This is a genomic window from Iodidimonas nitroreducens (genome assembly GCA_000710935.1).
Classification (GTDB): Bacteria; Pseudomonadota; Alphaproteobacteria; order Sphingomonadales; family Rhodothalassiaceae; genus Iodidimonas; species Iodidimonas nitroreducens.
The window spans coordinates 43,459-66,368 of sequence record BAYV01000012.1; the positions used below are offsets into that span (position 1 = coordinate 43,459).

General features: G+C 56.6%; 22 protein-coding genes. 9 read left to right on the plus strand and 13 right to left on the minus strand.

All coding sequences use genetic code 11. The annotated features are described in order from the left end of the window. Nucleotides 1-28: 28 nt before the first annotated feature. From AQ1_RS05845 to dcd, 3 genes are read right to left on the minus strand one after another with little or no spacing between them, the layout of a single operon-like run. The gene (locus AQ1_RS05845; RefSeq protein ID WP_042085236.1) at nt 29-484 is read right to left on the minus strand and encodes a DUF2948 family protein; all 456 of its coding nucleotides are present in this window, start codon (nt 482-484) and stop codon (nt 29-31) included. A 31-nt stretch (nt 485-515) separates the two neighbouring features. Next, a complete protein-coding gene (gene murA, locus AQ1_RS05850; RefSeq protein WP_042085239.1) occupies nt 516-1,814 on the minus strand; it encodes a UDP-N-acetylglucosamine 1-carboxyvinyltransferase in 1,299 nt (432 codons plus the stop codon). 49 nt (nt 1,815-1,863) lie between these two features. Continuing rightward, nucleotides 1,864-2,418, minus strand: coding sequence for a dCTP deaminase (gene dcd, locus AQ1_RS05855; RefSeq protein ID WP_042085317.1), 555 nt, complete (start codon nt 2,416-2,418; stop codon nt 1,864-1,866). Between the two features lie 200 nt (nt 2,419-2,618). On the opposite strand from dcd, the gene AQ1_RS05860 reads away from it, so the two are divergent. Further along, nucleotides 2,619-4,082 carry a TAXI family TRAP transporter solute-binding subunit gene (locus AQ1_RS05860; protein ID WP_052371033.1) on the plus strand — a complete coding sequence of 488 codons (1,464 nt, stop codon included), beginning with the start codon at nt 2,619-2,621 and terminating at the stop codon, nt 4,080-4,082. A 19-nt stretch (nt 4,083-4,101) separates the two neighbouring features. On the opposite strand, the gene AQ1_RS05865 is transcribed toward AQ1_RS05860, so the two are convergent. Then, nucleotides 4,102-4,548 carry a DUF6491 family protein gene (locus AQ1_RS05865; RefSeq protein ID WP_462687109.1) on the minus strand — a complete coding sequence of 149 codons (447 nt, stop codon included), beginning with the start codon at nt 4,546-4,548 and terminating at the stop codon, nt 4,102-4,104. Between the two features lie 48 nt (nt 4,549-4,596). Further along, the gene (locus AQ1_RS05870; RefSeq protein WP_042085242.1) at nt 4,597-7,383 is read right to left on the minus strand and encodes an SBBP repeat-containing protein; all 2,787 of its coding nucleotides are present in this window, start codon (nt 7,381-7,383) and stop codon (nt 4,597-4,599) included. A gap of 292 nt (nt 7,384-7,675) precedes the next feature. On the opposite strand from AQ1_RS05870, the gene AQ1_RS05875 reads away from it, so the two are divergent. From AQ1_RS05875 to AQ1_RS05895, 5 genes are all read left to right on the plus strand, one after another. After that, nucleotides 7,676-7,972, plus strand: coding sequence for a YggT family protein (locus AQ1_RS05875; protein WP_042085320.1), 297 nt, complete (start codon nt 7,676-7,678; stop codon nt 7,970-7,972). Continuing rightward, on the plus strand, nt 7,938-8,294 hold the full coding sequence (locus tag AQ1_RS05880) for a DUF167 family protein (RefSeq protein ID WP_081837113.1): 357 nt from the start codon (nt 7,938-7,940) through the stop codon (nt 8,292-8,294). The genes AQ1_RS05875 and AQ1_RS05880 overlap by 35 nt, the downstream gene beginning before the upstream one ends. A 13-nt stretch (nt 8,295-8,307) precedes the next feature. Then, nucleotides 8,308-9,216, plus strand: coding sequence for a bifunctional methylenetetrahydrofolate dehydrogenase/methenyltetrahydrofolate cyclohydrolase FolD (gene folD, locus AQ1_RS05885; RefSeq protein WP_042085245.1), 909 nt, complete (start codon nt 8,308-8,310; stop codon nt 9,214-9,216). A gap of 2 nt (nt 9,217-9,218) precedes the next feature. Continuing rightward, the gene (locus tag AQ1_RS05890; protein ID WP_042085249.1) at nt 9,219-9,842 is read left to right on the plus strand and encodes a MarC family protein; all 624 of its coding nucleotides are present in this window, start codon (nt 9,219-9,221) and stop codon (nt 9,840-9,842) included. 142 nt (nt 9,843-9,984) lie between these two features. Continuing rightward, complete coding sequence (locus AQ1_RS05895; RefSeq protein ID WP_161760448.1) at nt 9,985-10,725, plus strand: outer membrane protein; 741 nt, start codon at nt 9,985-9,987, stop codon at nt 10,723-10,725. A gap of 76 nt (nt 10,726-10,801) precedes the next feature. Here AQ1_RS05895 and AQ1_RS05900 read toward each other — a convergent pair whose 3' ends face one another. From AQ1_RS05900 to AQ1_RS05920, 5 genes are all read right to left on the minus strand, one after another. Further along, nucleotides 10,802-12,013 (minus strand): argininosuccinate synthase, encoded by a 1,212-nt coding sequence (locus AQ1_RS05900; RefSeq protein WP_042085255.1) that lies wholly within the window; start codon nt 12,011-12,013, stop codon nt 10,802-10,804. 110 nt (nt 12,014-12,123) lie between these two features. After that, on the minus strand, nt 12,124-12,564 hold the full coding sequence (locus AQ1_RS05905; protein ID WP_042085257.1) for a VOC family protein: 441 nt from the start codon (nt 12,562-12,564) through the stop codon (nt 12,124-12,126). 18 nt (nt 12,565-12,582) lie between these two features. Then, nucleotides 12,583-13,788, minus strand: coding sequence for a dual-specificity RNA methyltransferase RlmN (gene rlmN / locus AQ1_RS05910; protein WP_462687111.1), 1,206 nt, complete (start codon nt 13,786-13,788; stop codon nt 12,583-12,585). 100 nt (nt 13,789-13,888) lie between these two features. Beyond that, nucleotides 13,889-14,416, minus strand: a complete 528-nt coding sequence (locus AQ1_RS05915; protein ID WP_042085260.1) for an invasion associated locus B family protein — start codon at nt 14,414-14,416, stop codon at nt 13,889-13,891. Between the two features lie 67 nt (nt 14,417-14,483). Then, nucleotides 14,484-15,059 (minus strand): RNA methyltransferase, encoded by a 576-nt coding sequence (locus AQ1_RS05920; protein ID WP_462687110.1) that lies wholly within the window; start codon nt 15,057-15,059, stop codon nt 14,484-14,486. Nucleotides 15,060-15,129: 70 nt separating this feature from the next. Between AQ1_RS05920 and AQ1_RS05925 the strand changes: the two genes are divergently transcribed. Both AQ1_RS05925 and AQ1_RS05930 read left to right on the plus strand, forming a co-directional pair. Then, a complete protein-coding gene (locus AQ1_RS05925) occupies nt 15,130-15,834 on the plus strand; it encodes a CoA transferase subunit A (RefSeq protein ID WP_042085263.1) in 705 nt (234 codons plus the stop codon). Between the two features lie 51 nt (nt 15,835-15,885). Next, complete coding sequence (locus tag AQ1_RS05930; RefSeq protein WP_042085266.1) at nt 15,886-16,533, plus strand: CoA transferase subunit B; 648 nt, start codon at nt 15,886-15,888, stop codon at nt 16,531-16,533. Nucleotides 16,534-16,644: 111 nt separating this feature from the next. Here AQ1_RS05930 and AQ1_RS05935 read toward each other — a convergent pair whose 3' ends face one another. Continuing rightward, nucleotides 16,645-17,232, minus strand: coding sequence for an FKBP-type peptidyl-prolyl cis-trans isomerase (locus AQ1_RS05935; protein ID WP_081837115.1), 588 nt, complete (start codon nt 17,230-17,232; stop codon nt 16,645-16,647). A 151-nt stretch (nt 17,233-17,383) separates the two neighbouring features. Here AQ1_RS05935 and AQ1_RS05940 point away from each other — a divergent pair, with 151 nt between their 5' ends. Then, nucleotides 17,384-20,392: a hybrid sensor histidine kinase/response regulator gene (locus AQ1_RS05940; protein WP_161760450.1), complete on the plus strand. Its 3,009-nt coding sequence runs from the start codon at nt 17,384-17,386 to the stop codon at nt 20,390-20,392. 7 nt (nt 20,393-20,399) lie between these two features. On the opposite strand, the gene galE is transcribed toward AQ1_RS05940, so the two are convergent. Continuing rightward, nucleotides 20,400-21,395, minus strand: a complete 996-nt coding sequence (gene galE / locus AQ1_RS05945; protein WP_313980598.1) for a UDP-glucose 4-epimerase GalE — start codon at nt 21,393-21,395, stop codon at nt 20,400-20,402. A 94-nt stretch (nt 21,396-21,489) separates the two neighbouring features. After that, nucleotides 21,490-22,818 (minus strand): MATE family efflux transporter, encoded by a 1,329-nt coding sequence (locus AQ1_RS05950; protein WP_161760452.1) that lies wholly within the window; start codon nt 22,816-22,818, stop codon nt 21,490-21,492. Nucleotides 22,819-22,910 lie beyond the last annotated feature (92 nt).

Genomic DNA, 22,910 nt, shown 5'->3' on the forward strand with positions numbered 1-22,910 from the left:
TGAATGAAACGCCGCGCCAAAGCCACGCTCATGATAGATTATGATCGGGCACCCTGAGCGCCGGCCAATCATCGGACAGGTCGCTCAAAACAGCATCCACACATTCCGCTTCCAACCGAATATGGGCACCGCCCGCGAAAATCAGATTGATCACCGCCGAACCATCGGCACCGGGCTCAAGCTCGATGGCCAAAAGCGCAATCACCTGATCGGGCTGATCGAGCGCAATGTTTTTCACCTGCACCTTCAAAATGCCATCGAAATGCAAACCCGCCCGCACCCGCTGGCCACGACCGGATTTGCGGGCCTTTTGTCCCCGCCCGGCGATTTTTTCCCAGCGATAGCGATTCGCCACTGCGGCAAAGCGATGCTGGCCCGGCAGCCAGGCCATATCCCCCACCCGCAGCACGCTATCTTGTAAAGCCGCCGAGATGATGCCGAGATCTTCGGGGCTATGCGCCATCAATTTCAATTTTTCAGTCATGTCACAACTTTGGGCAATAAATTCACAAATCTCAAGCCGCTACGCGCTCCACATCCGCGCCCAGAGCCAGAAGTTTTTCTTCTATACGCTCATAGCCGCGATCAAGATGATAAAGCCGATGCACTTCGGTCACCCCTTTGGCCGCCAGACCGGCCAGCGCCAGACCCATGCTGGCCCGCAGATCGGTGGCCATCACCGGCGCACCGGTCAGCCGTTCAACGCCGCGCACGGTGGCCGTGGCACCATTGGCGGTAATATCAGCCCCCATCCGCGCCAGTTCCTGCACATGCATGAAGCGATTTTCAAAAATCGCCTCGGTAATCACCGAAGCCCCCGATGCCACACACATCAAGGCCATCATCTGCGCCTGCATATCGGTAGGAAAGCCGGGATAAGGCTGGGTAACAAGGGTGATCGGCTGCAAAGGCCCATCACGGAACACCCGCAGGCCATCGGCTTTGACCTCGATCCCCACCCCGGCTTCACGAAGCATGGTGATCACCGCTTCCATCGCCGCAGGATCAGCCCCGGCGAGCATCACATCACCCCCGGTGATCGCCGCCGCCACGGCATAGGAACCGGCTTCGATCCGATCCGCCATACACAGATGATCCGCGCCATTGAGGGTGGTTTGCCCCGCAATTTCGATGCGGTCCGTTCCCAAACCCTCGATCCGTGCCCCCATGGCCTGCAGGCACCGGCCCAGATCCACCACTTCGGGCTCGCGCGCGGCATTTTCCAAAAGCGTTTCCCCGCGCGCCAAACACGCCGCCATCATCAGATTCTCCGTGGCTCCCACCGAAACTTTGGGAAACACCACGCGATTGCCGATAAGGCCGCCCTTCGGCGCCCGGGCGGTGACGTACCCCGCGCTGAGATCGACATCCGCCCCCAAAGCCTTCAGCCCCTTCAGATGCAGATCGATGGGCCGGGTGCCAATGGCACAGCCCCCGGGCAATGAGACCCGGGCCTGGCCTTCGCGAGCGAGAATGGGGCCAAGCACCAGAATCGAGGCGCGCATCTTGCGCACGATATCATAAGGTGCTGTGCTATCGGCGATCCGCCGGGCGGTCAGTAACAGGCTCCGCCCGGATGGCTGACCATCCAGCGCTTCAGCCCCCACCGCGCCTTCAAGGGTGATAGACGCGCCATGATGATTGAGCAGATCGCCCATGGTGGCAATATCGGCCAAACGCGGCAGATTGGATAAACGCAAGGGTTCATCGATCAGCAAACAGGCGGCCATCAGGGGCAAGGCGGCATTTTTGGCACCCGAGACCCGAACCGTTCCCGAAAGGGCCCGCCCGCCCCGGATTATCAGCTTATCCATGAAATGATCATCATCCTTTTTGAGGCTCGTTCACCAGATTGGGGCGGCTCTAAAGCTTTGGCAGCGTCACGCCGCGCTGGCCCATATATTTTCCCGCCCGATCGGCATAGCTGATTTCGCACGGTTCATTGCCTTGTAAAAACAGGAACTGGCAGGCCCCTTCATTGGCATAGATCTTGGCGGGCAGGGGCGTTGTATTGGAAAATTCCAAAGTCACATGGCCTTCCCAGCCCGGTTCCAGCGGGGTGACATTGACAATGATCCCGCAGCGCGCATAGGTCGATTTACCCAAACAGATCACCAGAACATCTTTGGGCACCCGGAAATATTCCACCGTCCGCGCCAAAGCAAAGGAATTGGGCGGAATGATGCACACATCCACAGTGCGATCCACAAAGCTTTTCGGGGAAAATTCCTTGGGGTCCACAAGGGCATTATCGACATTGGTGAAAATCTTGAATTCATTGGCCACACGCGCATCATAGCCATAGGAACTGAGCCCATAAGAAATTGTTCCGGCCCGCTTCTGACGATCTTCAAAGGGTTCGATCATCGCTTCGTTCAGGCTTTTTTCTCTGATCCAGCGATCCGACATGATTGCCATCCGGCTCATCCTCTCATTCAGGCGTCTTTTACAAACGTCTTTGGGCTTTTAGGTTTTTTCCAAATTTTCCGGTTTTTTTAAGGCGCGCCCCAAAGGCCGCTTTTAAAATGAGAAAGAGCCCGTGACAAGGGAGGCAAAGCCTTTCATCTTCCTATATCCTGACCCTGACCCCATCAGCGCGACCGCAAACAGGTCCTATCATGAAGCAGGCCGATAAAGACAGCCCGAAGGCAGAGAAACAAGGAGGATGGCCCCGGCGCCTCACCGCCCTTTGGCCCGAGGGAGAGGGGCTGAAGCTTGCTGTGCCTGCCCTGATCATGGTGATCATCGCCTTTATCGCCGCCCATCAGTTTGTCAAACCCGCGCCACCCGATCGGCTGATCATTCTGGCCGGGCCGCAAAGCGGCACATATTTCCAGATCGCCCAGCGCTATCAAACCGCTTTGGCCGCCCATGGAATCGCAGCCGAGATCATCAAAACATCAGGATCGGTGGACAATCTCAATCGTCTTCGGCTGAATGAAAGGGAAGCGATGATCGCCTTTGCCCAAGCCGGGATTTCCCCGCAAATGCTTGTGGCCGCCAGCAATAGGAACAGCGATGGGGATGGCGATAGCCCCGCTGCCATCGAAGCGCTGGCCAGCCTTTATTATGAACCGGCCTGGCTGTTTTTGCGCGATGATGTGCAGATCACCGATTTTCGCGATCTGGCCGCCTTGCGCATTGCCAAAGGCCCCTTGGGCTCGGGCAGCCGGGCTTTGGCCGAAACCCTTTATGCCTTGAATGATCTGCCTTTCGAGACGGGAGCCGAGCAAAAGGCCCCCGATCAACTCAGCGGCGATGATGCCCTGGCCGCCCTTGTTCTGGGGCAGATCGATGGGGTGTTCACGGTTGGCAGCGCCCATAGCCCCAGCATCAAGGCTTTGGTGGCCCAGCCCGGATTATCGCTTTTCAGCCTGCCGCGCAGCCATGCTTATGCCCGAAGACTGCCCTATATCGATGCGCTGGAATTACCCCAGGGCACGCTGGATCTGGCCCGCAATATCCCCCAACAGGATACCGCCCTGATCGCCACCACAGCCATGCTGGTCACCACCGCCGATCTACACCCGGCGTTGATCGATCTGCTGCTGATGACCGCCCAATCCTTACATGATCAGGCCGGGCTTTTTGAAGACGCCGGGCAATTCCCATCGGCCCATAAGCTGTCTTTGCCCCTGAATGAGGACGCCGCCCGCTTTCACCGGCGCGGACCATCTTTTTTGCAAAGAGTGCTGCCTTTCTGGGCAGCGACCCTGCTTGATCGCTGGCTGGTGATGGCCCTGCCGCTTTTAACCCTGCTGATCCCTTTATTGCGCATTTTCCCGCCCCTTTATGGCTGGCGCATTCGGGCAAAAATCAGCCGTCCCTATCGCCTTTTGCATGAGATCGAGCACGCCTGTTCTGATCCCACCCTCAAACAAAGCCCGGGCAAGACGCCAGCCATGGATCGAGACGATGCCTTGAAACGCCTATCTGCACTGGATAAAAGCGTTGAAAATTTGCGCGTGCCCGCCACCTATCAGGCCGATCTTCATGCCTTGAAATTCCATATCCAGCGGGTCCGGGACAATCTGCTGAACGCGCAAAAAAACGACTCGGATGAACCGCCGCTATCGGGATAAGGCAGGACCATTGCCCCCCTCATTTGAAGCCCTGATCTGAACCCTTGATCTGATCGCCGGCCGCCGCGCTGAAGTTGCCGATTTCGCAGGAAAAGCCAGCACGGGTCATGATATGATCAATCTCCGCACAGAGCTGGCCCATGGTCGGCTCATAGCTGAAAAAATCATGAAAGGCCAACTGCGGGCAGCTGTATTTCAGATGCATCAAAAGATCACCCCCCGAGAGCATCTTCAGAAGGATGGTCTGATCATCGATGATGTCGCTCCGGCTGATCTGATCGATGGAAACACACAGCGCACCCGCCTCCTGATCCGTTTCCATATCTTCCTGCGGTGCCCGGTCTTCTTGCCCTGCATGGGTTTTGGCCGCTCCGTGCAACATCATGATAGCCATGATCAAGGCTATCATCCCCGCCAATATGAAACCCCGTGCCACAACAAAGCCGCTCCTAAATCCCTTGATCATTAAGGGCTGTGATCATGGGGATGATGCCCTGAACCGGGGCTGAACAGTTCAAATAGTAAAGCCGGTGCCGCCGATGCCCCCCCCCTGCAAACGCTGCAGGGCGGCGCTATAATTGCCAATCTGGTTTTGCAGCCGGGTGGGCACAGTGCCACCGCCGGGCCGATTGAGCAGATCATCAAGCGGGCTGGGGGATAAAGACCGGAAAGCCCGCTTGGCGGTTTCAATCGATTCCTGAATCCGGGTCAGGGTGAAGGCCGCCTGCTGCTTGTTTGATAGCCCCAAAGCCCCCCCCAGATTGAAGGCGAAAACCCCGCCCAATCGCGCATCGGCGGAGGTTTCATCATCAAGATTGAACAAGGCTGTGGTGCCTAAAAGCCGTTGCGGTTCGATCCCCATCTTGCCCAGAAGATCGCGTTCAGCCGATCCGGCAAACACATCCACCTGATTGCTGCCGGTCGCCCGGATCAGCAGCTTGTTATTGCTGCCCTCGGCCTGCACTTCATCACGAAAAGACAGGCGATTGATCTTCCGCGCCAGATCCAGAAGATTATCGCCTTCCGATAGCGTGACCCGCTGGCGTCGGCCGCCATTGATCGAAATTTCAAAAAAATCGCCCGCCCGCGCCGTGGTCTGATCTTCTATGGTGCGGGTCACAAAGCGATCCACCATCCCCATCGGCAATCCCAAACGATCAAGCACCGATGGACCATTATTGACAAAGGCAATGCCGCTGGCATCCACATTGGTGAGCATCTCACCAAATTGCTGCACTTCGCTGATGGCCCCGCTGGCCATATCGATCCGCGCCACAAAGCCATCGCGCGGGCCCACCCGGCCATTGGCTTCCAGATCGCCCCGCGTGGTGCCGGTGACAAAAACCTCACTGCCCCCCAGCGCCACATCGTTGATTTCATCGAAAGCCACCGTGCCGACAAAGCTGATGAAATCTGCTGTCGCCGATGCGCCCTGATCGGCGAGCTTCAACACAAAGCCTTCGCGTCCCCCCGATGAAGCATTGGCAACCGTGGCCGCCGTGCCGGTGAAATTGCCATTATCGGTGCTGCCAACCAGAAAAATATCATTGCCAGAAACCTTCAGGCCGCTGATCTCGCCGCTGCGGTCGATGGCCCCCAAATCCTGCTCGAACAAAACCGAAGAGAAATCATTGGCATCCACCTTGCGCAGGATGACACGCCCCCCTTCATTGGAAGCAAGGAGGATATTGCCATCCCCGGCAATCGCCACGGCATTGCCCTGCTGATCATTTTGATCCCCGATCAGGGTGGCATCAAGGCGCTGGCCGCTGCTGCCATCGATCTTCAACAGCATGGCATCCCGGCCACCCGCCGAAGGGTTATTCACATCCAAAGCCCCACGGCTGAAGCCGCTGACGATGATATTATCATCCTGATCGATGGTGATCGCCTGCACACGATCTTCCGAGGCGCTATTTACCTGAAAGGTAAAAAGCTCATCACCTCTGGAGCTGAATTTGGTGACGAAGCTATCAACCCCCGAAATCACTGCATTCTCGCCGATATTGTCTGCCGTGCTGCCTGCGATCACCACATTATTCTGGCTGTCGATGGCAAGGGAAAAGGCCTCAGCCCCGGTGGAACTGCCCAAAAGCCGGGAAAACACCACATTGCCAAGGCTATCCATCTTGGTGAGCACCACATCCGATGCCGCACCCGCCAGATTGCGCTGATTGCCAAAATCACCGGTGCTGCTGCCCAGGGTATAGATGAAGCCATCCCCATCCACTGCCACCGCCGTGCTGCTGGTTGAAGCCGCGACCGTCGCCCCATCGTCTTCGGCACTGGCAATCTCGGTCGCCAAACGATCCACGCCGGCCATATCTGCGGTGCTTTTTTGCACCAATGTGCCATCCGATTGATCGAAACGAGTGATGCCGGTGCGCACAACATCATCACCGATCAGCGCCGATTTATTGCTGGCAATGAACAGGCTGGGCTCGGCGACCGCAGGGATCAGCCGCACCTCTTCAAACAGGGTGGTATTGATGCGCAGGCTATGATCGAAATTGGCATCGGTGCTGACCGCAAAACGCGAGGTGAATTTCGGGGCCGGATCGCCCGAAGCTGTGAAGATGGGATCGCCATTCTGATCCGTGCCCTGCACCGATGTGATCTGTTCATTGATGAAACTGACCAATGAATCGACGGTGATCGGGCCATCGATCTGCGCCAGATCGATCGTGAGATCAGTACGCTCGCCCAAACGGGTGATCGCCAGCGTAAACACCTCATCGCCCACAATGCCGGGGATCGGCTGATCGCGGCCTTCGGTGGCAATGGTGCGGCCGATAAAGCTTTCGCTATTGGATTTCATCTCAAAGGGCGAGGTGAGGCTTGATGCGCGGGCGCCCGAAAGCAAGGTAAGCTTATCGGTTTCAGCCGAGGCGATATAAGCGGAAATCTCCGCCAGATTTTGCTGGAACTGAGCATCGAGCCGGGAAAGCGAACTGGCGGGCGTGGAATTTTCAGCGGCAAAGCGGGCGAGGGTTTCAAGCTTTGTCAGCGCATCGAACGCCACGAAGGTCGCCCGCTGATCAGGCCCTACCCCCACTGATTCCACACCCGGCGCATTTTCATCGATGAAGCTGCGTAGATTGCGCACATCATTGAATTGTGAAACAAGGGTTTGGCTGGCCTGTGGAATCTGCCAGGGCGGGATAACCGCCGGGCCGCGATTGCTGTTTTGCAGTTGAGCAACATCAAGAGGCGGGCGAAAACGCAGCACCGACAGATCAATCGCCGTGATCTGCGATTGAAATGGAGACGCCCCCCCTGTGCCCAAACCAAAAAATGCCATCGCCCGGGGTCGTTACCTTTCAAAAAAAATCGGGGCACATCAATCTATAAGGAGCGGACATGATAAACCCATGGCGCGCTGCCGGATACAACAATTCCATCCTGCACAATAGCCGCCCTGGCCTTAAGATCCCGTTAACTTCACAGCCCCGAAAGCCCGGATATCAGGCCCGAAAATCCGGCCTCATGGCAGGGGATTAAAGCCCCGCACAAAACCCTGCGCGGTCTTGCGTCTGATGCCGGGCGCGGCTACATCTAGGGCCAAATGGGAATGAACACTGCAAAGGATGATGATGAGCGCCCTCATATATCTGATAAATTCGGTGATCGATATCTATAAATGGCTGCTGATCATTTGGGTGATCATGAGTTGGCTGGTGTCTTTCAATGTCATCAATACCCATAATCAGTTCGTTGGCACGGTGATGAATTTTCTCTATCGTATCACCGAACCGGCGCTTCGCCCCATTCGCAGGATCGTTCCCGATCTGGGGGGGATCGATATTTCTCCTCTGATCCTGCTTTTGCTGGTGCAGGCCTTGCAGATTTTGTTCAATGACAGCATCGTCCCCCTGCTTTACGGCTATTGATCTGCTGAGCCGCCAGCCTTTCGGGGTGCGGCTGCGGGTAAAGCTCAGCCCCAAGGCATCGGCCAATCGAATCGACAGGATCGAATTGGATGAAACGGGGGCGGCGCGCCTGCGTTTAAGCGTGACCGCCGTGGCTGAAAAGGGTAAGGCCAATAAGGCCATGATCGCCCTTTTGGCCCGCAATTTAGGGCTGGTGCGATCCCAGATCACCATCAGCGCGGGCACCACAACACAGATCAAGACCATCGATATCACCGGCGATCCCCCCGATCTTGCCGAACGCATCACGAAAGCCCTGCACCAACAGGGGATATGGATCTGATGAAAGCAAAACCATGACCACAGAAACCGGCCATAGGGCAAAACTCATCGATGGCAAGGGATTTGCCGCCGGCCTGCGCCAACAGGTGGCCAATCGGGTGGCCGCCCTGAAAGCCAGCCATGGCATCGTCCCCGGGCTTGCAGTGGTGCTGGTGGGGGATGATCCCGCCAGCGAGATTTATGTTCGCAATAAAGGCCGCCAAACCCTTGAAGTGGGGATGCAATCCTTCGAGCATCGTTTGGGCGCCGAAACATCCCAACAGGCCCTGCTCGATCTGGTGGCCCGGCTCAATGCCGATCCGGCTGTGCATGGCATTCTGGTGCAATTACCCCTGCCCCCCCATATCGAAAGCGCGGCGGTGATCGCGGCCATCGATCCGGCAAAGGATGTGGATGGCTTTCATATCCAGAATGCCGGATTGCTGGCCACCGGGGGCCGGGGGCTGGTGCCCTGCACCCCCCTTGGCTGCCTGATGCTTTTAAAAGAAGAATTGGGCGATCTCAGCGGATTGGATGCGCTGGTGCTGGGCCGCTCGAATATCGTGGGGAAACCCATGGCGCATCTGCTTTTGGCTGAAAATTGCACGGTGACCATCGCCCATTCCCGCAGCCGCAATCTGCCCGATCTGTGCCGCCGCGCCGATATTCTGGTGGCGGCTGTGGGGCGTCCGCAGATGGTGAAGGGCGATTGGATCAAGCCCGGGGCAACGGTGATTGATGTGGGCATCAACCGGCTGCCCGCCCCGGAAAAAGGCCAAGATAAAACCCGGCTGGTGGGGGATGTGGATTTCGAGGCCGCAAGCCTTAAAGCCGCTGCCATCACCCCGGTGCCCGGAGGTGTGGGACCAATGACCATTGCCGTGCTGCTGGCCAATAGCATCACCGCCGCCGAACGACAAAGCGCCCGAGAAAGCGGAGAATAGCGATGCTGGATTTGTTCATCAGTGCCTTCGTCACCTTTTTCGTGGTGATTGATCCCATCGGCATCGCCCCGGTTTTTGCCAGCCTCACCCGGGGATCGGATGCCCGGCACAAAAAGCTGATGGCGATCAAGGGCACGGTGATTGCGGTGATCATCCTCGCCTTTTTTGCCGCCGTGGGCGAGCCTTTCCTGACGGCTTTGGGCATCAGCCTCGATGCCCTGAAGGTGGCAGGGGGCATCATGCTGTTTCTCATCGCCCTTGAGATGGTCTTTGAAAAGCGCACCGAACGGCGCGAAGAAACCGCCGAGCGCACCCATCAGGAACATCTGGAAGATATTTCCGTCTTTCCCATTGCCATTCCCCTGCTTGCGGGGCCGGGGGCGATTGCCTCGATCATCCTGCTGATGGCGAGCCATGAGGGCAATCTTCTGGCGCAGGGCAGCATTTTGGGGGCTTTGGGGCTGACCTTGCTGCTCACACTTCTGGCCTTTCTGGCGGCATCGAAATTAATGGCGGTGCTGGGGGCCACGGTATCGGCTGTGGTTTCACGGGTTTTGGGGATCATTCTGGCGGCTTTTGCCACCCAGTTCATCATGGATGGCATCCGGCTGTTTTTTGCTGCCTGAAGCCATCGGCATGCCTTCGCATCTGTCAAGGAAATGTGATCTTGATGGGCCATATCTTTATGCTCGCCAACAGGTTATGGTGAATCCATCAGGGATTTGTCAGGCGGCATCCCATTATTCGTGGCATATTCGGAGAGCAATTATGAATATTTCTAAATCTTTCTATCCATCATTGATTGCCACATCCTTTTTTGCCACAACTGCCCTGTTTTCGGGTCTGTCATCTTCTGCCCAGGCCCAGCAACGCGAAAACCCATCCGGCTTTTATGTCTCGGCCTATGGGGGTTTAAGCATCCAGCAGGATCAATCCAGTGTGCGCCTTGATCAAGCGGATTTCAAAGCGGCCAGAATGACCTTTGATCCCGGCTTCGTGATGGGCGGCAGCATCGGCTATCGCCTTGCTGGCACGCCCTGGGGGCAATTTCGGCTGGAGCTCGATTTGTCCTATCGGGAAAACAGCATTGATGATGGCATCATCACCGATGAACCGGGCTTGAATTTCAGCGGCGATAACAGCTCTTTGGCCGGGATGGCCGTGGTTTTATATGATTTCACCAATATTTCCCGCCGCTTCATCCCCTATATCGGGGCGGGGGCCGGTTTAGCCGGGGTCGAATCCGATGTCTATTTCACCCCGGAAGCCAGCCCCAATTTTCAGCGCACCCAATTTGGCGGCCCCACGGATACCGAATTTGCCTGGCAGGCCATCATCGGCGTGACCATGCCCCTCAATAAGATGTTCGATCTTTTTGTTGATGGCCGCTATTATTCCACCGGTCGCCCCGATTGGTTGCGGGTCGAAGACAATGGCGCCATTCTCAGCCGTTTTCGCTCGGAATTCGATGCATGGCATCTGAATGCCGGTGTGCGCTTCAAATTCTAACAAAGATGATCAGGCATGAGGGGGGCACAACCCCCCTCGATGTTCGCGACCCTCTCAAGCTCCTCTCAAACCCCTCTCAACCCCCGCGGCGGGCCAGAAGGCGCAGGCGCAGGGCATTCAGCTTGATGAAGCCTTCAGCATCGCGCTGATCATAAACCGCATCTTCCTCGAAGGTCACATGCTCTAGGCTGTAGAGCGATTTGGGTGAGCTGCGCCCAATGATATGCACCCCGCCCTTATAAAGCTTCAAGGTCACATGGCCTTCCACATGGCGCTGGCTGTGATCAATGGCGGCTTGCAGCATCTCGCGCTCGGGCGTGAACCACAGGCCGTTATAAATCAATTCGGCATAGCGCGGCATCAGTTCATCTTTCAGATGCGCCGCCCCGCGATCAAGGGTGATCTGTTCGATCCCCCGATGTGCAGCCAATAGAATGGTGCCACCCGGTGTTTCATAAATGCCCCGCGATTTCATCCCCACAAAGCGATTTTCCACCAGATCAAGGCGGCCAATGCCATGAATACGGCCCAATTCATTGAGGGCCGTGAGCAATGCGGCAGGCGACAAAGCCTCGCCATCAAGGGAGGTGGCATCGCCCCGTTCAAAGCCGATGTCGATGATCTGAGCTTCATCAGGGGCCATTTCCGGGGATTGGGTGCGGGAATAAACGAATTCTTCCGCGGCCACAGCCGGATCTTCCAGTGCCTTCCCCTCGGATGAGGTGTGCAACAGATTGGCATCCACCGAAAAAGGCGCTTCGCCGCGCTTGTCTTTTGCCACCGGGATCTGATGGCGTTCGGCAAATTCGATGAGCTTGGTGCGGGAATTGAGATCCCATTCCCGCCATGGTGCGATCACCTTGATATCGGGTTCCAGCGCATAATAAGACAGCTCGAACCGCACCTGATCATTGCCCTTTCCGGTGGCGCCATGGCACACCGCATCGGCCCCGGTTTCCCGGGCAATTTCAATCTGGCGTTTGGCGATCAGGGGGCGGGCGATGGATGTGCCCAAAAGATACAGCCCTTCATAAAGGGCATTGGCGCGCATCATGGGATAAACATAATCGCGCACGAATTCTTCGCGCAAATCTTCGATATAGATATCCTTGATGCCGAGCATTTCCGCTTTTTTGCGGGCTTCATCAAGCTCGGCCCCCTGCCCCAGATCAGCGGTAAAGGTAACCACTTCGCAGCCATAGGTCACCTCAAGCCATTTCAAAATGACCGAGGTATCAAGACCACCGGAATAGGCGAGAACGACTTTTTTGGGAGCGGAATGCGACATGATCAACGACCTTCGGCTGGGAACTGAGACAGATTGAAGCTGTCCTAAGCCATCCGAGCGCCTATGAAAAGGGGCTTTGCCTACCAGACCCCCCCTACCAGACTCCCCGCCTACCAGACACCCGTGTTTTCCATCGAGGACCAGGGCTGCCGCGCCGGCAAGGGATCGCCGCGCTGCAATAATTCGATGGAAATGCCATCGGGGGAACGGACGAAAGCCATATGGCCATCGCGTGGGGGGCGATTGATGATCACCCCATGATCATGCAAATGCTGGCACAGGGCATAGATATCATCCACCAAAAAGGCCAGATGGCCGAAATTGCGGCCGCCTTCATAGGTTTCGGGGTCCCAGTTCCAGGTCAGTTCCAAAAGCGGCGCATGGCGGGTGCGGGCCTCGTCCACATTGCCCGGTGCCGCCAGAAACACCAGCGTGAAGCGGCCCTTCTCGCTGTCTTTCCGATCAACCTCCACCAGCCCCAGCTTGGTGCAGTAAAAATCGAGGGCGGCATCCAGATCAGCCACCCGCACCATGGTGTGAAGATACTCCATTGCCATTGCTCTCTCCGATCAGATTTGGGCCAAAGCGGCCTGCTCACGTAAGGTTTCGCTTTTGCGCTTTTTCTCGCTGGTTGATTTAAGCTGTCCGCAGGCGGCCATGATATCGCGGCCCCGGGGGGTGCGGATAGGGGCGGAAATGCCTGCCTTGAACACCAGATCGGAAAAACGTTCGATCCGATCCCAATCCGAACATTCATAAGGGCTGCCGGGCCACGGATTGAACGGGATCAGATTAACCTTGGCGGGCAATTTATAGCGGGTGAGCAGGCGCACCAGATCCCGCGCATCGGCATCGGAATCATTGACCCCCTTCAGCATCACATATTCAAAGGTAATGCGCCGGGCATTATGGGTGCCGGGATAGGCGGCACAGGCTTCCATCAACTGTTCAAGCCGGTATTTGCGATTGAGCGGCACGATTTCATCACGCGTTTCATTATTCACAGCATGCAGCGAAACCGCGAGATTGACCCCGATTTCCTGACCACAGCGCAGCATCATCGGCACCACACCGGCGGTGGACAAGGTGATGCGGCGGCGGGAAAGCTGGATGCCTTCCTTATCCATCACGATCTGCAGGGCTTTTTTCACATGATCGAAATTATAAAGCGGCTCGCCCATGCCCATCATCACGATATTGGTGACCCGGCGATTATCGGTGCTGGCAGGCCATTCCCCCAGATCATCGCGGGCCACCATCATTTGCGCCACAATTTCACCGGGGGTGAGATTGCGCACCAGCTTCATCGTGCCGGTATGGCAAAAGCGGCAATTAAGGGTGCAGCCCACCTGACTTGAAATGCACAGGGTGCCGCGATCCTCATCGGGGATATAAACCGCTTCCGCCTCTGTGCCATCGCCAAAGCGCAGCAGATATTTGCGGGTGCCGTCGCTGGAATATTGGGCATCCACAATCTCGGGCCGGGAAATGCGAAAATGCTCGGTCAAACGGGCACGCACATCTTTCGCCACATTGCTCATGGCCTCGAAATCGGTGACGCCGCGATGATAAACCCATTGCCAGATCTGCTTGGCGCGCATATTCGCCTGCCGATCCGGCACCCCGATGGCCAGCAGGGCCATCCGCAGGTCTTCGCGCGCGAGGCCCAGAATATCCTGACGGGGATCGGTATCGGCAGCACGGGGGGAAACCACCGGCACCATTGGCCCCAGGCTTGCCATGGGGGCGCCGATATGGTCGCCATCGGAATGCATTTGCGTCATCTTCATCAACTCTTGAAATCTGCCATTCCTGAAAATGGCTCATCTAAACTGGCCCGTGCCCTAACACTTTCAGCGGTAAAAGGCGAGGGCTTCACTGATTGCAGGCGCGGCTGATGGCATTATGGGCGGCGGTAAAACCCGATAGGGAATAGCGATCCGTGGTCACCGTTCCCCGTGCTGAGGTGCCTTCAACAACCAGACTATTGCCCCGGCGCATGGCTGCGACCATGGATTGATCGTCCTTTGATGTATAAAGCCAGGCGCCATCCCCCTGGGTGAACAGGGTAAAGCGGGATTTGCCATCGACCACGGCTTTCGCCTCGGACCCGTTTTTAAAGGGATAGCCCACCACCGCATTCACCTGATCGCGCACATCCGCCTTGGGCCGGTGGGTAACCGTGATATAAATCTCACCCCGGCTCACATCATCCTTGCTGGCTTTCCATGATTTAGGAACCGATACCATATAGCACATCAATTCCCCCCCCGGTTTTTTAAGGGTGAAGGCATCCCAATCATTGTAGCCGCCAATCAGATCGATCTTGTCTTGTGCTTTGGCCGGGTTCATGAAAACCAGCCCGACCAACAGAATGGCGGCAAAGAACAAAGATTTCAGCATATAAAGTCTCTCCAATCCGGTCTTGTCTCGTCGGTCCTTCAAATAGCCCGGCACCGCTTGCCCGCCATCACGGTTTCAATGGCTTGCGCAGGCGTGGCCCCCCATGCACATGCGGGGGTTCGGGCTCAACCGGCCCCCCTGCACGCAAAGGCCGGGGGGCATAGCGCCCGCGCGCCAGCAGCCGATCATACATCACGATTGCCCCCGCAGTTGCCACATTAAGGGAGAATCGTGTGGGAATCCTGATCAGATGATCGCATCGGGCGCAGGTTTCCGCCGACAGGCTCATCCGTTCACCCCCCATAATATAAGCGGCATTGAGGGGATGATGAAAGGATGGAAGATCAATGGCCTCATCGGTGATTTCAACCCCCACAAGCTGGCACCCCTTGGGCAAGGCAAGCTGATCAAGGGCTGTATATTCAAAATATGGCACGGATCGGGCGCTGCGGGCGGTATCGGCATGGCTTTGATGGGCGAGTTCACCCGGTTCGAGCCGCGCTAATATGGAAAAGACATAAGCCGCCCCAAAGCCATGGGCAGTGCGGATCAGATTGCCGATATTGCCGACTTTGGAAGGGCGTTCGATGCCAATCGCAAAATAGCCCCGCATGTCCATACCCAATCCCCGTGCCGCGACCATGCCTTGACCTTCGATGCATCGCAGCATAGAGCATAAATGATCGAACATGTAAAAAGGGAAAGGCACCGCCATGGCTCAGAAACGATATGAAAGCGCCGCCGAGGCCCTTGATGGCCTGTTATTTGACGGCATGACCATCATGGCGGGCGGCTTTGGCCTCTGTGGCATTCCGGAAAATCTGATCCTCGCCATTCGCGAACATGGCACCAAAGATCTCACCGTCATTTCCAATAATTGCGGAATCGATGATTTTGGTCTGGGCATCTTGCTCGCCACTCGACAGATCAAAAAAATGATCAGTTCCTATGTTGGGGAAAATAAGGAGTTTGAGCGCCAATATCTGAACAAGGAACTGGAGCTGGAATTCAACCCGCAAGGCACTTTGGCCGAACGCATCCGCGCGGGCGGCGCGGGCATCCCCGGTTTCTATACCAAAACCGGGCTTGGCACCCTTGTGGCCGAAGGCAAGGAACACAAGGATTTCAACGGCGAAACCTATATCCTTGAAACCGGGCTTGTAGCCGATCTTTCGCTGATCAAGGCATGGAAGGCGGATGAACAGGGCAATCTCATCTATCGAAAAACAGCGCGCAATTTCAATCCGATGATGGCGATGGCCGGCAAAACCACCATTGCCGATGTGGAAGACATTCTGGCCCCCGGGGCGCTTTCCGCCGATCAGATTCACACGCCGGGCATTTTTGTGCAAAGGCTGGTCAAAGGCCAGTTTGAAAAGCGGATCGAGCAGCGCACCACCCGCCCCCGCGCCGCCTGATCAGGCGGCCATCCACGATGCCCAAACTATTCAAATATTTGGAGAGCTGATATGCCCTGGACCCGCGAACAAATGGCCGAACGGGCCGCCCAAGAACTGGAAGATGGATTTTATGTCAATCTGGGCATCGGAATCCCCACTTTGGTCGCCAATTATATCCCCGAAGGCTATGATGTGACCCTGCAATCGGAAAATGGCATGCTGGGCATGGGGCCTTTTCCTTTTGAGGGCGAAGAAGATGCCGATCTGATCAATGCCGGCAAGCAAACCATCACCGAGCTTGATCGCACCAGCTATTTCGATAGCGCCACCAGCTTTGCCATGATCCGGGGCGGGCATATCGATCTTTCGATTCTGGGGGCCATGCAGGTTTCAAAAACCGGCGATCTGGCCAATTGGATGATTCCCGGAAAAATGGTCAAGGGCATGGGCGGGGCCATGGATCTGGTGGCCGGGGTGAAACGGGTGGTGGTGATCATGGATCACACCGCCAAGGATGGCACCCCCAAAATCCTCGATCAATGCGATCTGCCCCTCACCGGGGTGGCCTGTGTTGATCGCATCATCACCGGCCTTGGGGTTTTCGATATTACCGAAAACGGGCTGGTGCTGGCTGAACTCGCCCCGGATGTCACCATCGATGAGGTGCGCGCCCAAACCGAGGCGGATTTCAGGCTGGCCGATCATCTGGCTGCCTAAAATCAAAGACTGAGATCAAGAGCTGAAAATGCGCCGCCTGGCCCCCAAAGGCCAAGCGGCGATCATCAAAAGGCGGACCAAAGACCTTATCAGGCCAAAGCTGAAACAGGATCAGCCTTTGTCTTTGACATCGAGCAATTCAAGGGTGAACACCAGCGTTGAATTCGGCGGAATCCGTTCCCCCGCACCGCTGGCGCCATAGGCCAGATCCGATGGAATGGCAATTTCCCATTTATCGCCCACATCCATCATCGGCAGGATTTCAACCCAACCCCGGATCAACCGGTCGCTTGGGAAGGTAGCCGGGGCACCGCGCTGATAAGAGCTATCAAACACCGAGCCATCGATCAGCTTGCCTTCATAATGAACCGTGACGATATCGCCCGATACGGGGCTTGGGCCATCACCATCCTCTAAAACTTTATAAAGCACGCCGCTGGGGCTTTGGCTGACCGCTTCGCCCTTCGCATAATCTTCCAGAAAGGCGATCTGGCTTTGACGCCATTCAGCCATGGTTTTTTGCAGGGTTTCAAGGGAGGGGGCCGTCTGATCGCCAGTCATATCGGTTTCGGCGGCATCCGTTGTCTGTTCATTCACGTTTTGGGTACTTTCTTCATCACCTTGCCCGCAGGCAGCCAGAGAAAAAACCGCCAGAAGCGCCAATCCCGGCAACATGTGGCGGCGGGACAATCCTGTCATATCACTTCATCCTCATTCACAAAAAACCAGCTCTATCAGCCCATGTCATGGCATTAAGACGATAATCGGGCAAGACCCTAAAGCATTGTATGAAACCCGGCTTCATCTTATTGTACAGGCGTGTTGCTGCCATCTGGATGGGCGCGGGGCCATGGTCGATCCTTTATCAACGATGGGGCCGTGCCCCATTTTAGAGCAGAAATTAAACCTTGCCGCAGAAAAGCTGCGTTATGGCAGCTTCATTCATGCGTCTTTGGCCCTGATCATTGCGATCTGTTTTTATCGCTGGGGGCTGCCATCTTCGGCGCATTTTCCCCTCATCATCTGGACCATCACCCTCATCAGCTGTGCCATGATGCGCGCTGCTGCCTGTTTTTGGTATATCAAGGCGAGGCCCGGCATTAAAATCGGGCGGCGGCTCCATATCGCCACCGGGCTTTTGGTGGGGCTTTCATGGGGGGCTTTGCCGATCTTGTTTTTCGATGTGGCAAGCCTTGAACAGCTTGTGCTGATCAGCTTTGCCATTGGCGGCATATCCATGGGATCGCTCGTTATTTCAGGCTATTATATCCCATCCTTTTATGCCGTTTTCCTGCCCGCCATGACCCCCCTCATCGGGCTTTATCTGTTATCCGGCCAACCCATGCTGGGCACCATGGGGCTGATGCTGGGCATCTTCTGGGCGGTGATTGCCTTTTTAGGCACAGCCTTTTCCCGGACCATTGATCAGATGCTCCATGCCAAGGCCAATCAGACCGATCTTTTGGAACGCCTGCAAAAAAACAGCGATATTCTGAAGGCGGCGCTCAATGCCGGCTATGATGATTTCATCATGTTTGATCCCGATGATCGGTTGATAATCTGGAACCAAAGCTTTGCCAGCCGGGCGGAACCCGTAATCGGGCCGCTTGAAACCGGCCTCAGCTTTCACAGTATCATCAAACGCGCCGCCCGCCGCCATGCCACCCATGATCCCTATGGCAATGAAAACAGCTGGTATGCCGAACGCATGAAACGCCATGAACAACTGGGCAAGCCTTTTGAAATCGCCTTGGCGGGCATGTGGCTGCTGGTTTTGGAAGTGCGCACCCACACCGGCCATCTGGTGGTAACCCATACCGATATCACCGATCTGAAAATGCGCGAGGCCCAATTGCGCGATCAGGAAGCCGCCAGATCGGGGATCATGCACGCCGCCCTTGATGGCATTATCACCATCGATGAAGGCGGACGGGTGATCGATTATAATCATGCTGCATCGACCATTTTTGGCTGGGAACCTCTTGAGATCATTGGTCGCCCGGTTTTTGAAAAGCTGGTGCCCCCAAAAGCCCGGGCCGCTTTCGCGCAGGAATTGGCCAGCATCACCGACCACACCCCCAGCCGCTATATCGGCCAGCGCATAGAATTGACGGCCCAACGCCACGATGGCACCCCCTTTCCCGCTGAATTGAGCCTTGTTTCGGTCAAAACCGCCCGGGGCGCCCTTCTCACCGGCTTTATCCGCGATATTTCCGATCGCCTGGAAAGCGAAGATCGCCTGCGCACCGCCCGCGATGAAGCCGAAGCCGCCAATCGAGCGAAATCGGATTTTCTTGCCGCCATCAGCCATGAAATCCGCACGCCGATGAATGGGGTTTTAGGGGCGCTCGATCTTTTGCTCGATACCCGCCTGATCAAAGATCGCGAAACGCTGACGCCCGCCCAGACGAGGCTCGCCAGCATCGCCCGGGATGCCAGCGAATCCCTGCGTGGCCTGCTTGATGATCTGCTCGATTATTCCCGCCTTGAACAAGGGCAGCTCGATCTGAAGCCAGCCGATTTCTGCCCCATCGCCATCGCCCGATCCTGTTGCGATGCTTATGCCTTGCAATGCGAAACACAGGGCGTGCCCATCACGCTTTCTATCGATGAGCGGGTGCCAACAGTGCTGCGCGGCGATAGCGCCCGCCTGCGCCAGATTTTGATGAACCTTTTGAGCAATGCTTTGAAATTCACCACCCATGGCCACATCGACATGCATCTGGAAAAACGGGCGGGCAGTGCGGATTTTCATGTGATTCGCTTTGGGGTAAAGGATAGCGGGATCGGTATCCCCGATGCCTTTCGGGCGCATATCTTTTCCCGCTTCAGCCAGATGGACCCGGCCAATGCGCGGCTTCATGGCGGCTCGGGGCTGGGATTGGCCATCGTGCGCGATCTGGCGGCCTTGATGGGGGGTCTGGTGGATTATGAAAGCACGCCCGGAAAGGGCAGCTATTTCTGGTGCGATCTGCCCTTTCTGGCACCCGATCCCGCGCCGCAATCCGATGAAACCAGCCCCAAAGCCACCCCTCCACCTTTTGCCAGAACGCTGGATACCGCCGGGCCCGATCTGCTGGCGGGGGCCCGGCTTTTAGTGGTGGATGATAGCGAGACCAATCGGCTGGTAGCATCCGAAACCTTAAGGCGTGCGGGTGCCGTTGTCATGGAGGCCGAAAGCGGCCCTGATGCCATCGAGATCATCAAAACCACCGCCATCGATCTGATCATCATGGATATTTCCATGCCGCAAATGGATGGCATCGAAACCATGCAGCGTATCCGGCAGCTGAATGGCCCCAAAAAACCGATCATCGCCCTGACTGCACAGGCGGGCACAGATGCCCGGGCGCATTTTGAAACTCTGGGCTTTGATGGATTTTTATCCAAACCCTTTCACCGCGAGATTTTTCTTCAGATGGTGCATCGGCTGTTGGGGGATCATCAGCGCTTCCTATCCGATCAGCCCATCGATGATGCGGCCACTGCCGAAGAAGACATGCCGAACAACACCGCGCTCGATCTTGAAACACTGAAAATCCTGGCCGCAGACATCGGCCCGGCGCGGGTCAATCCGTTGATCACAACCTTCATCGATGAGGCGGAAAATCGCCGAAGAACTATCAAACAGGCCCGGAAATCCGATGATCCGGGGCGCATTTCATTGCAGGCCCATGCGCTGAAAAGCGCCGCCGCAAATTTTGGCGCGCTTGCCCTTTCGGCGGCGGCCGCCCGGCTTGAAGCACAGGCCGCACATCAGGATCACGCAGCCCTTGATGAAGCGATCCAAGCGCTGGACACAGCCCTTGAGCAGGGTGTGAGGCTTTTGCACGCTTATGTGCAAAGGCCTGATAACTAAAAAGACTTCAGGGTTTTTCCTGAGCCAGATGCTGTTCCCAATCAAAAGCGGTTTTGATGATCTGATCCAGATCATCATATCGAGGCACCCAGCCAAGCTGCTGGCGCAAAGCGGAGGCATCGGAAATCAGCGCCGGCGGATCGCCCGGACGCGGCGGCGCATCTTCAGCCCGAACGGCTTTGCCCGCCACCCGGCCCATGGCGGCCAGCACCTCGCGCACGGAATAGCCCTTGCCATAGCCGCAATTAAACAGCCCGATGGGCCCATGATCCAAAAGCCACGACAAAACCAGCACATGGGCTTCCGCCAGATCCGAGACATGAATATAATCACGGACGCAGGTGCCATCGGCGGTTTCATAATCCGTGCCGAAAATCTGCATCGATGGGCGCTTGCCGGTGGCCACTTCGCTGGCCACCTTGATCAGATGCGTGGCATTTTGGGTGCGCTGACCGGTGCGCCCCAAAGGATCGGCCCCCGCCACATTGAAATAGCGCAGGATCGCCACCCTAAAGCCCGGTGTGACGGCCACCACATCGCGCAGCATCTGTTCGGTCATCAGCTTTGACCAGCCATAAGGATTGATCGGCCGGGTGGGGGTGTCTTCCGTTACGGCCACGCGATCGGGGATGCCATAGGTGGCGGCGGTGGATGAAAATACCAGCCGCTCAACCCCCATTTCGATGGCAGCAGCAATGAAGCTGCGGCTGGCAGCGGTATTATTATCATAATATTTGAGCGGATCGGCCACCGATTCCTCGACCCGCACACTGCCCGCAAAATGCAGCACATCGCGAATATCATGGCGACGAATCACGGCCTTCACCGCATCGGCATCGGCAATATTGGCCACCTCCAAAGGAACATCAGGGGGCAGCGCCCGGGCCACGCCATTGGACAGATTATCGATCACCACCACCCGATGCCCGGCATCGCGCAAAGCCAGAACCGCATGGCTGCCGATATAGCCCGCACCGCCGGTGACCAGAACCGGTCTGCTCATAACCATCCCCCATGCCATATCTGTAAAATCATCATGACCAGAGAGCGGCGGCAAAGCAATGCTTCAGGATGCCCGACCCGGTGCATCCCCTTCATCACGTGGCCATCACCCGCTGTTTCATTCCAGGATAGCAAGCTGCCAGCAATAGCCCCCGGGCAGCAAGAAAGATCATCAAGGATGCCCATAAACCATGATTGCCATAAAGCGGCAGCAGGATCAGCAAGGCCAGCCCATAAAGGGCGAACGCGCCGATCATCGTCCACATCATCGCAAAGCTGCGGGTGGCGCCGATAAAAATCCCATCAAACTGATAAGACCAAAGGGCGATCACCGGCATCACAATCACCCATGGCAGATAGGGATAAGCCAAACTGCGCAGGGCATCGAGATCGGTAAAAAAGTGGATGATCGATGCCCCCAAAAGCCAGAAGATCAGGCTATAGACCAAGGCCATGGCCAGCGCCCAGATCATGGTGATCCGTACCATCTGTCGAAACACCACGCCATTGCGCCGCCCCACCGCCTCGCCCACCAAAGCTTCAGCGGCATAAGCCATGCCATCCAACCCAAAGGAGGTGAGCATCAAAAACTGGATAAGGATCTGATTGACCCCCAGATAAAGCGTGCCCAGATTGGCACTGCTGCGCCATAAAAGGGCAAAAGCCGAAAGCAGAAACAAGGTGCGCACAAAAAGCGCGCCATTCACCGATAACAGGCGCAAAAACGCCCGCATTTGCCAGAAATCCGCCCTTTGGACCGCCTCACGCATTGCCGCCACCGGCAGCATCCGGGCGGCGATCACCAAAGCCACAAGGGCAGCGGATAATTCGGCGGCAAGGCTGGCAAAAGCCGCCCCCGCAATCGCCATGCCAAAGCCCTGAACCAATGCGATGGTGAGCACCGCATTCGACAGATTGAGCCATAATTCGATCAGCAAAGCGAGGCGCGTGCGCTGCCGGCCGATCAGAAAGCCGATCACGGTCAGCCGCACCAGAATGAACGGCGCCCCCCAGATGCGAATGAGGCAATAGCGCATGGCCAGATCGGCTTCCGCCCGATCCGATTGCAAAAGCGCGAATAATCCATCCAGAAGGGGCTTTTGCAAAAGGATCACCAGAACACCAAACAGCCCGCCCAGAATGAGGGACCGCAGCATGATCTCGGCAATCTGATGGGGATCATCCCGCCCAAAAGCCTGCGCCACCAGCCCGCTGGTTCCCATGCGCAGGAAGCCAAAGCTCCAATAGATGAAATGAAAAACAAAGGCCCCCAAAGCAATCGCCGCCAGAAAAACCGGATCGGGCAGATGCCCCAGCGCCCAGCTATCGACAATCCCCACCAAAGGACCGGATATGCTGGCCAGAATCGCCGGACCGGCAATCCGCCAGATCCGCCGATGGGGATCGGGCAAAGGCGCCATCATGTTTTTTCTATAATCTGCAAAACAGGCCATAAGCCGATCTCCCCAAACCCCATTGCCTGCAATCCTGAGGCTTTGTAAAATTGATCTCTTTC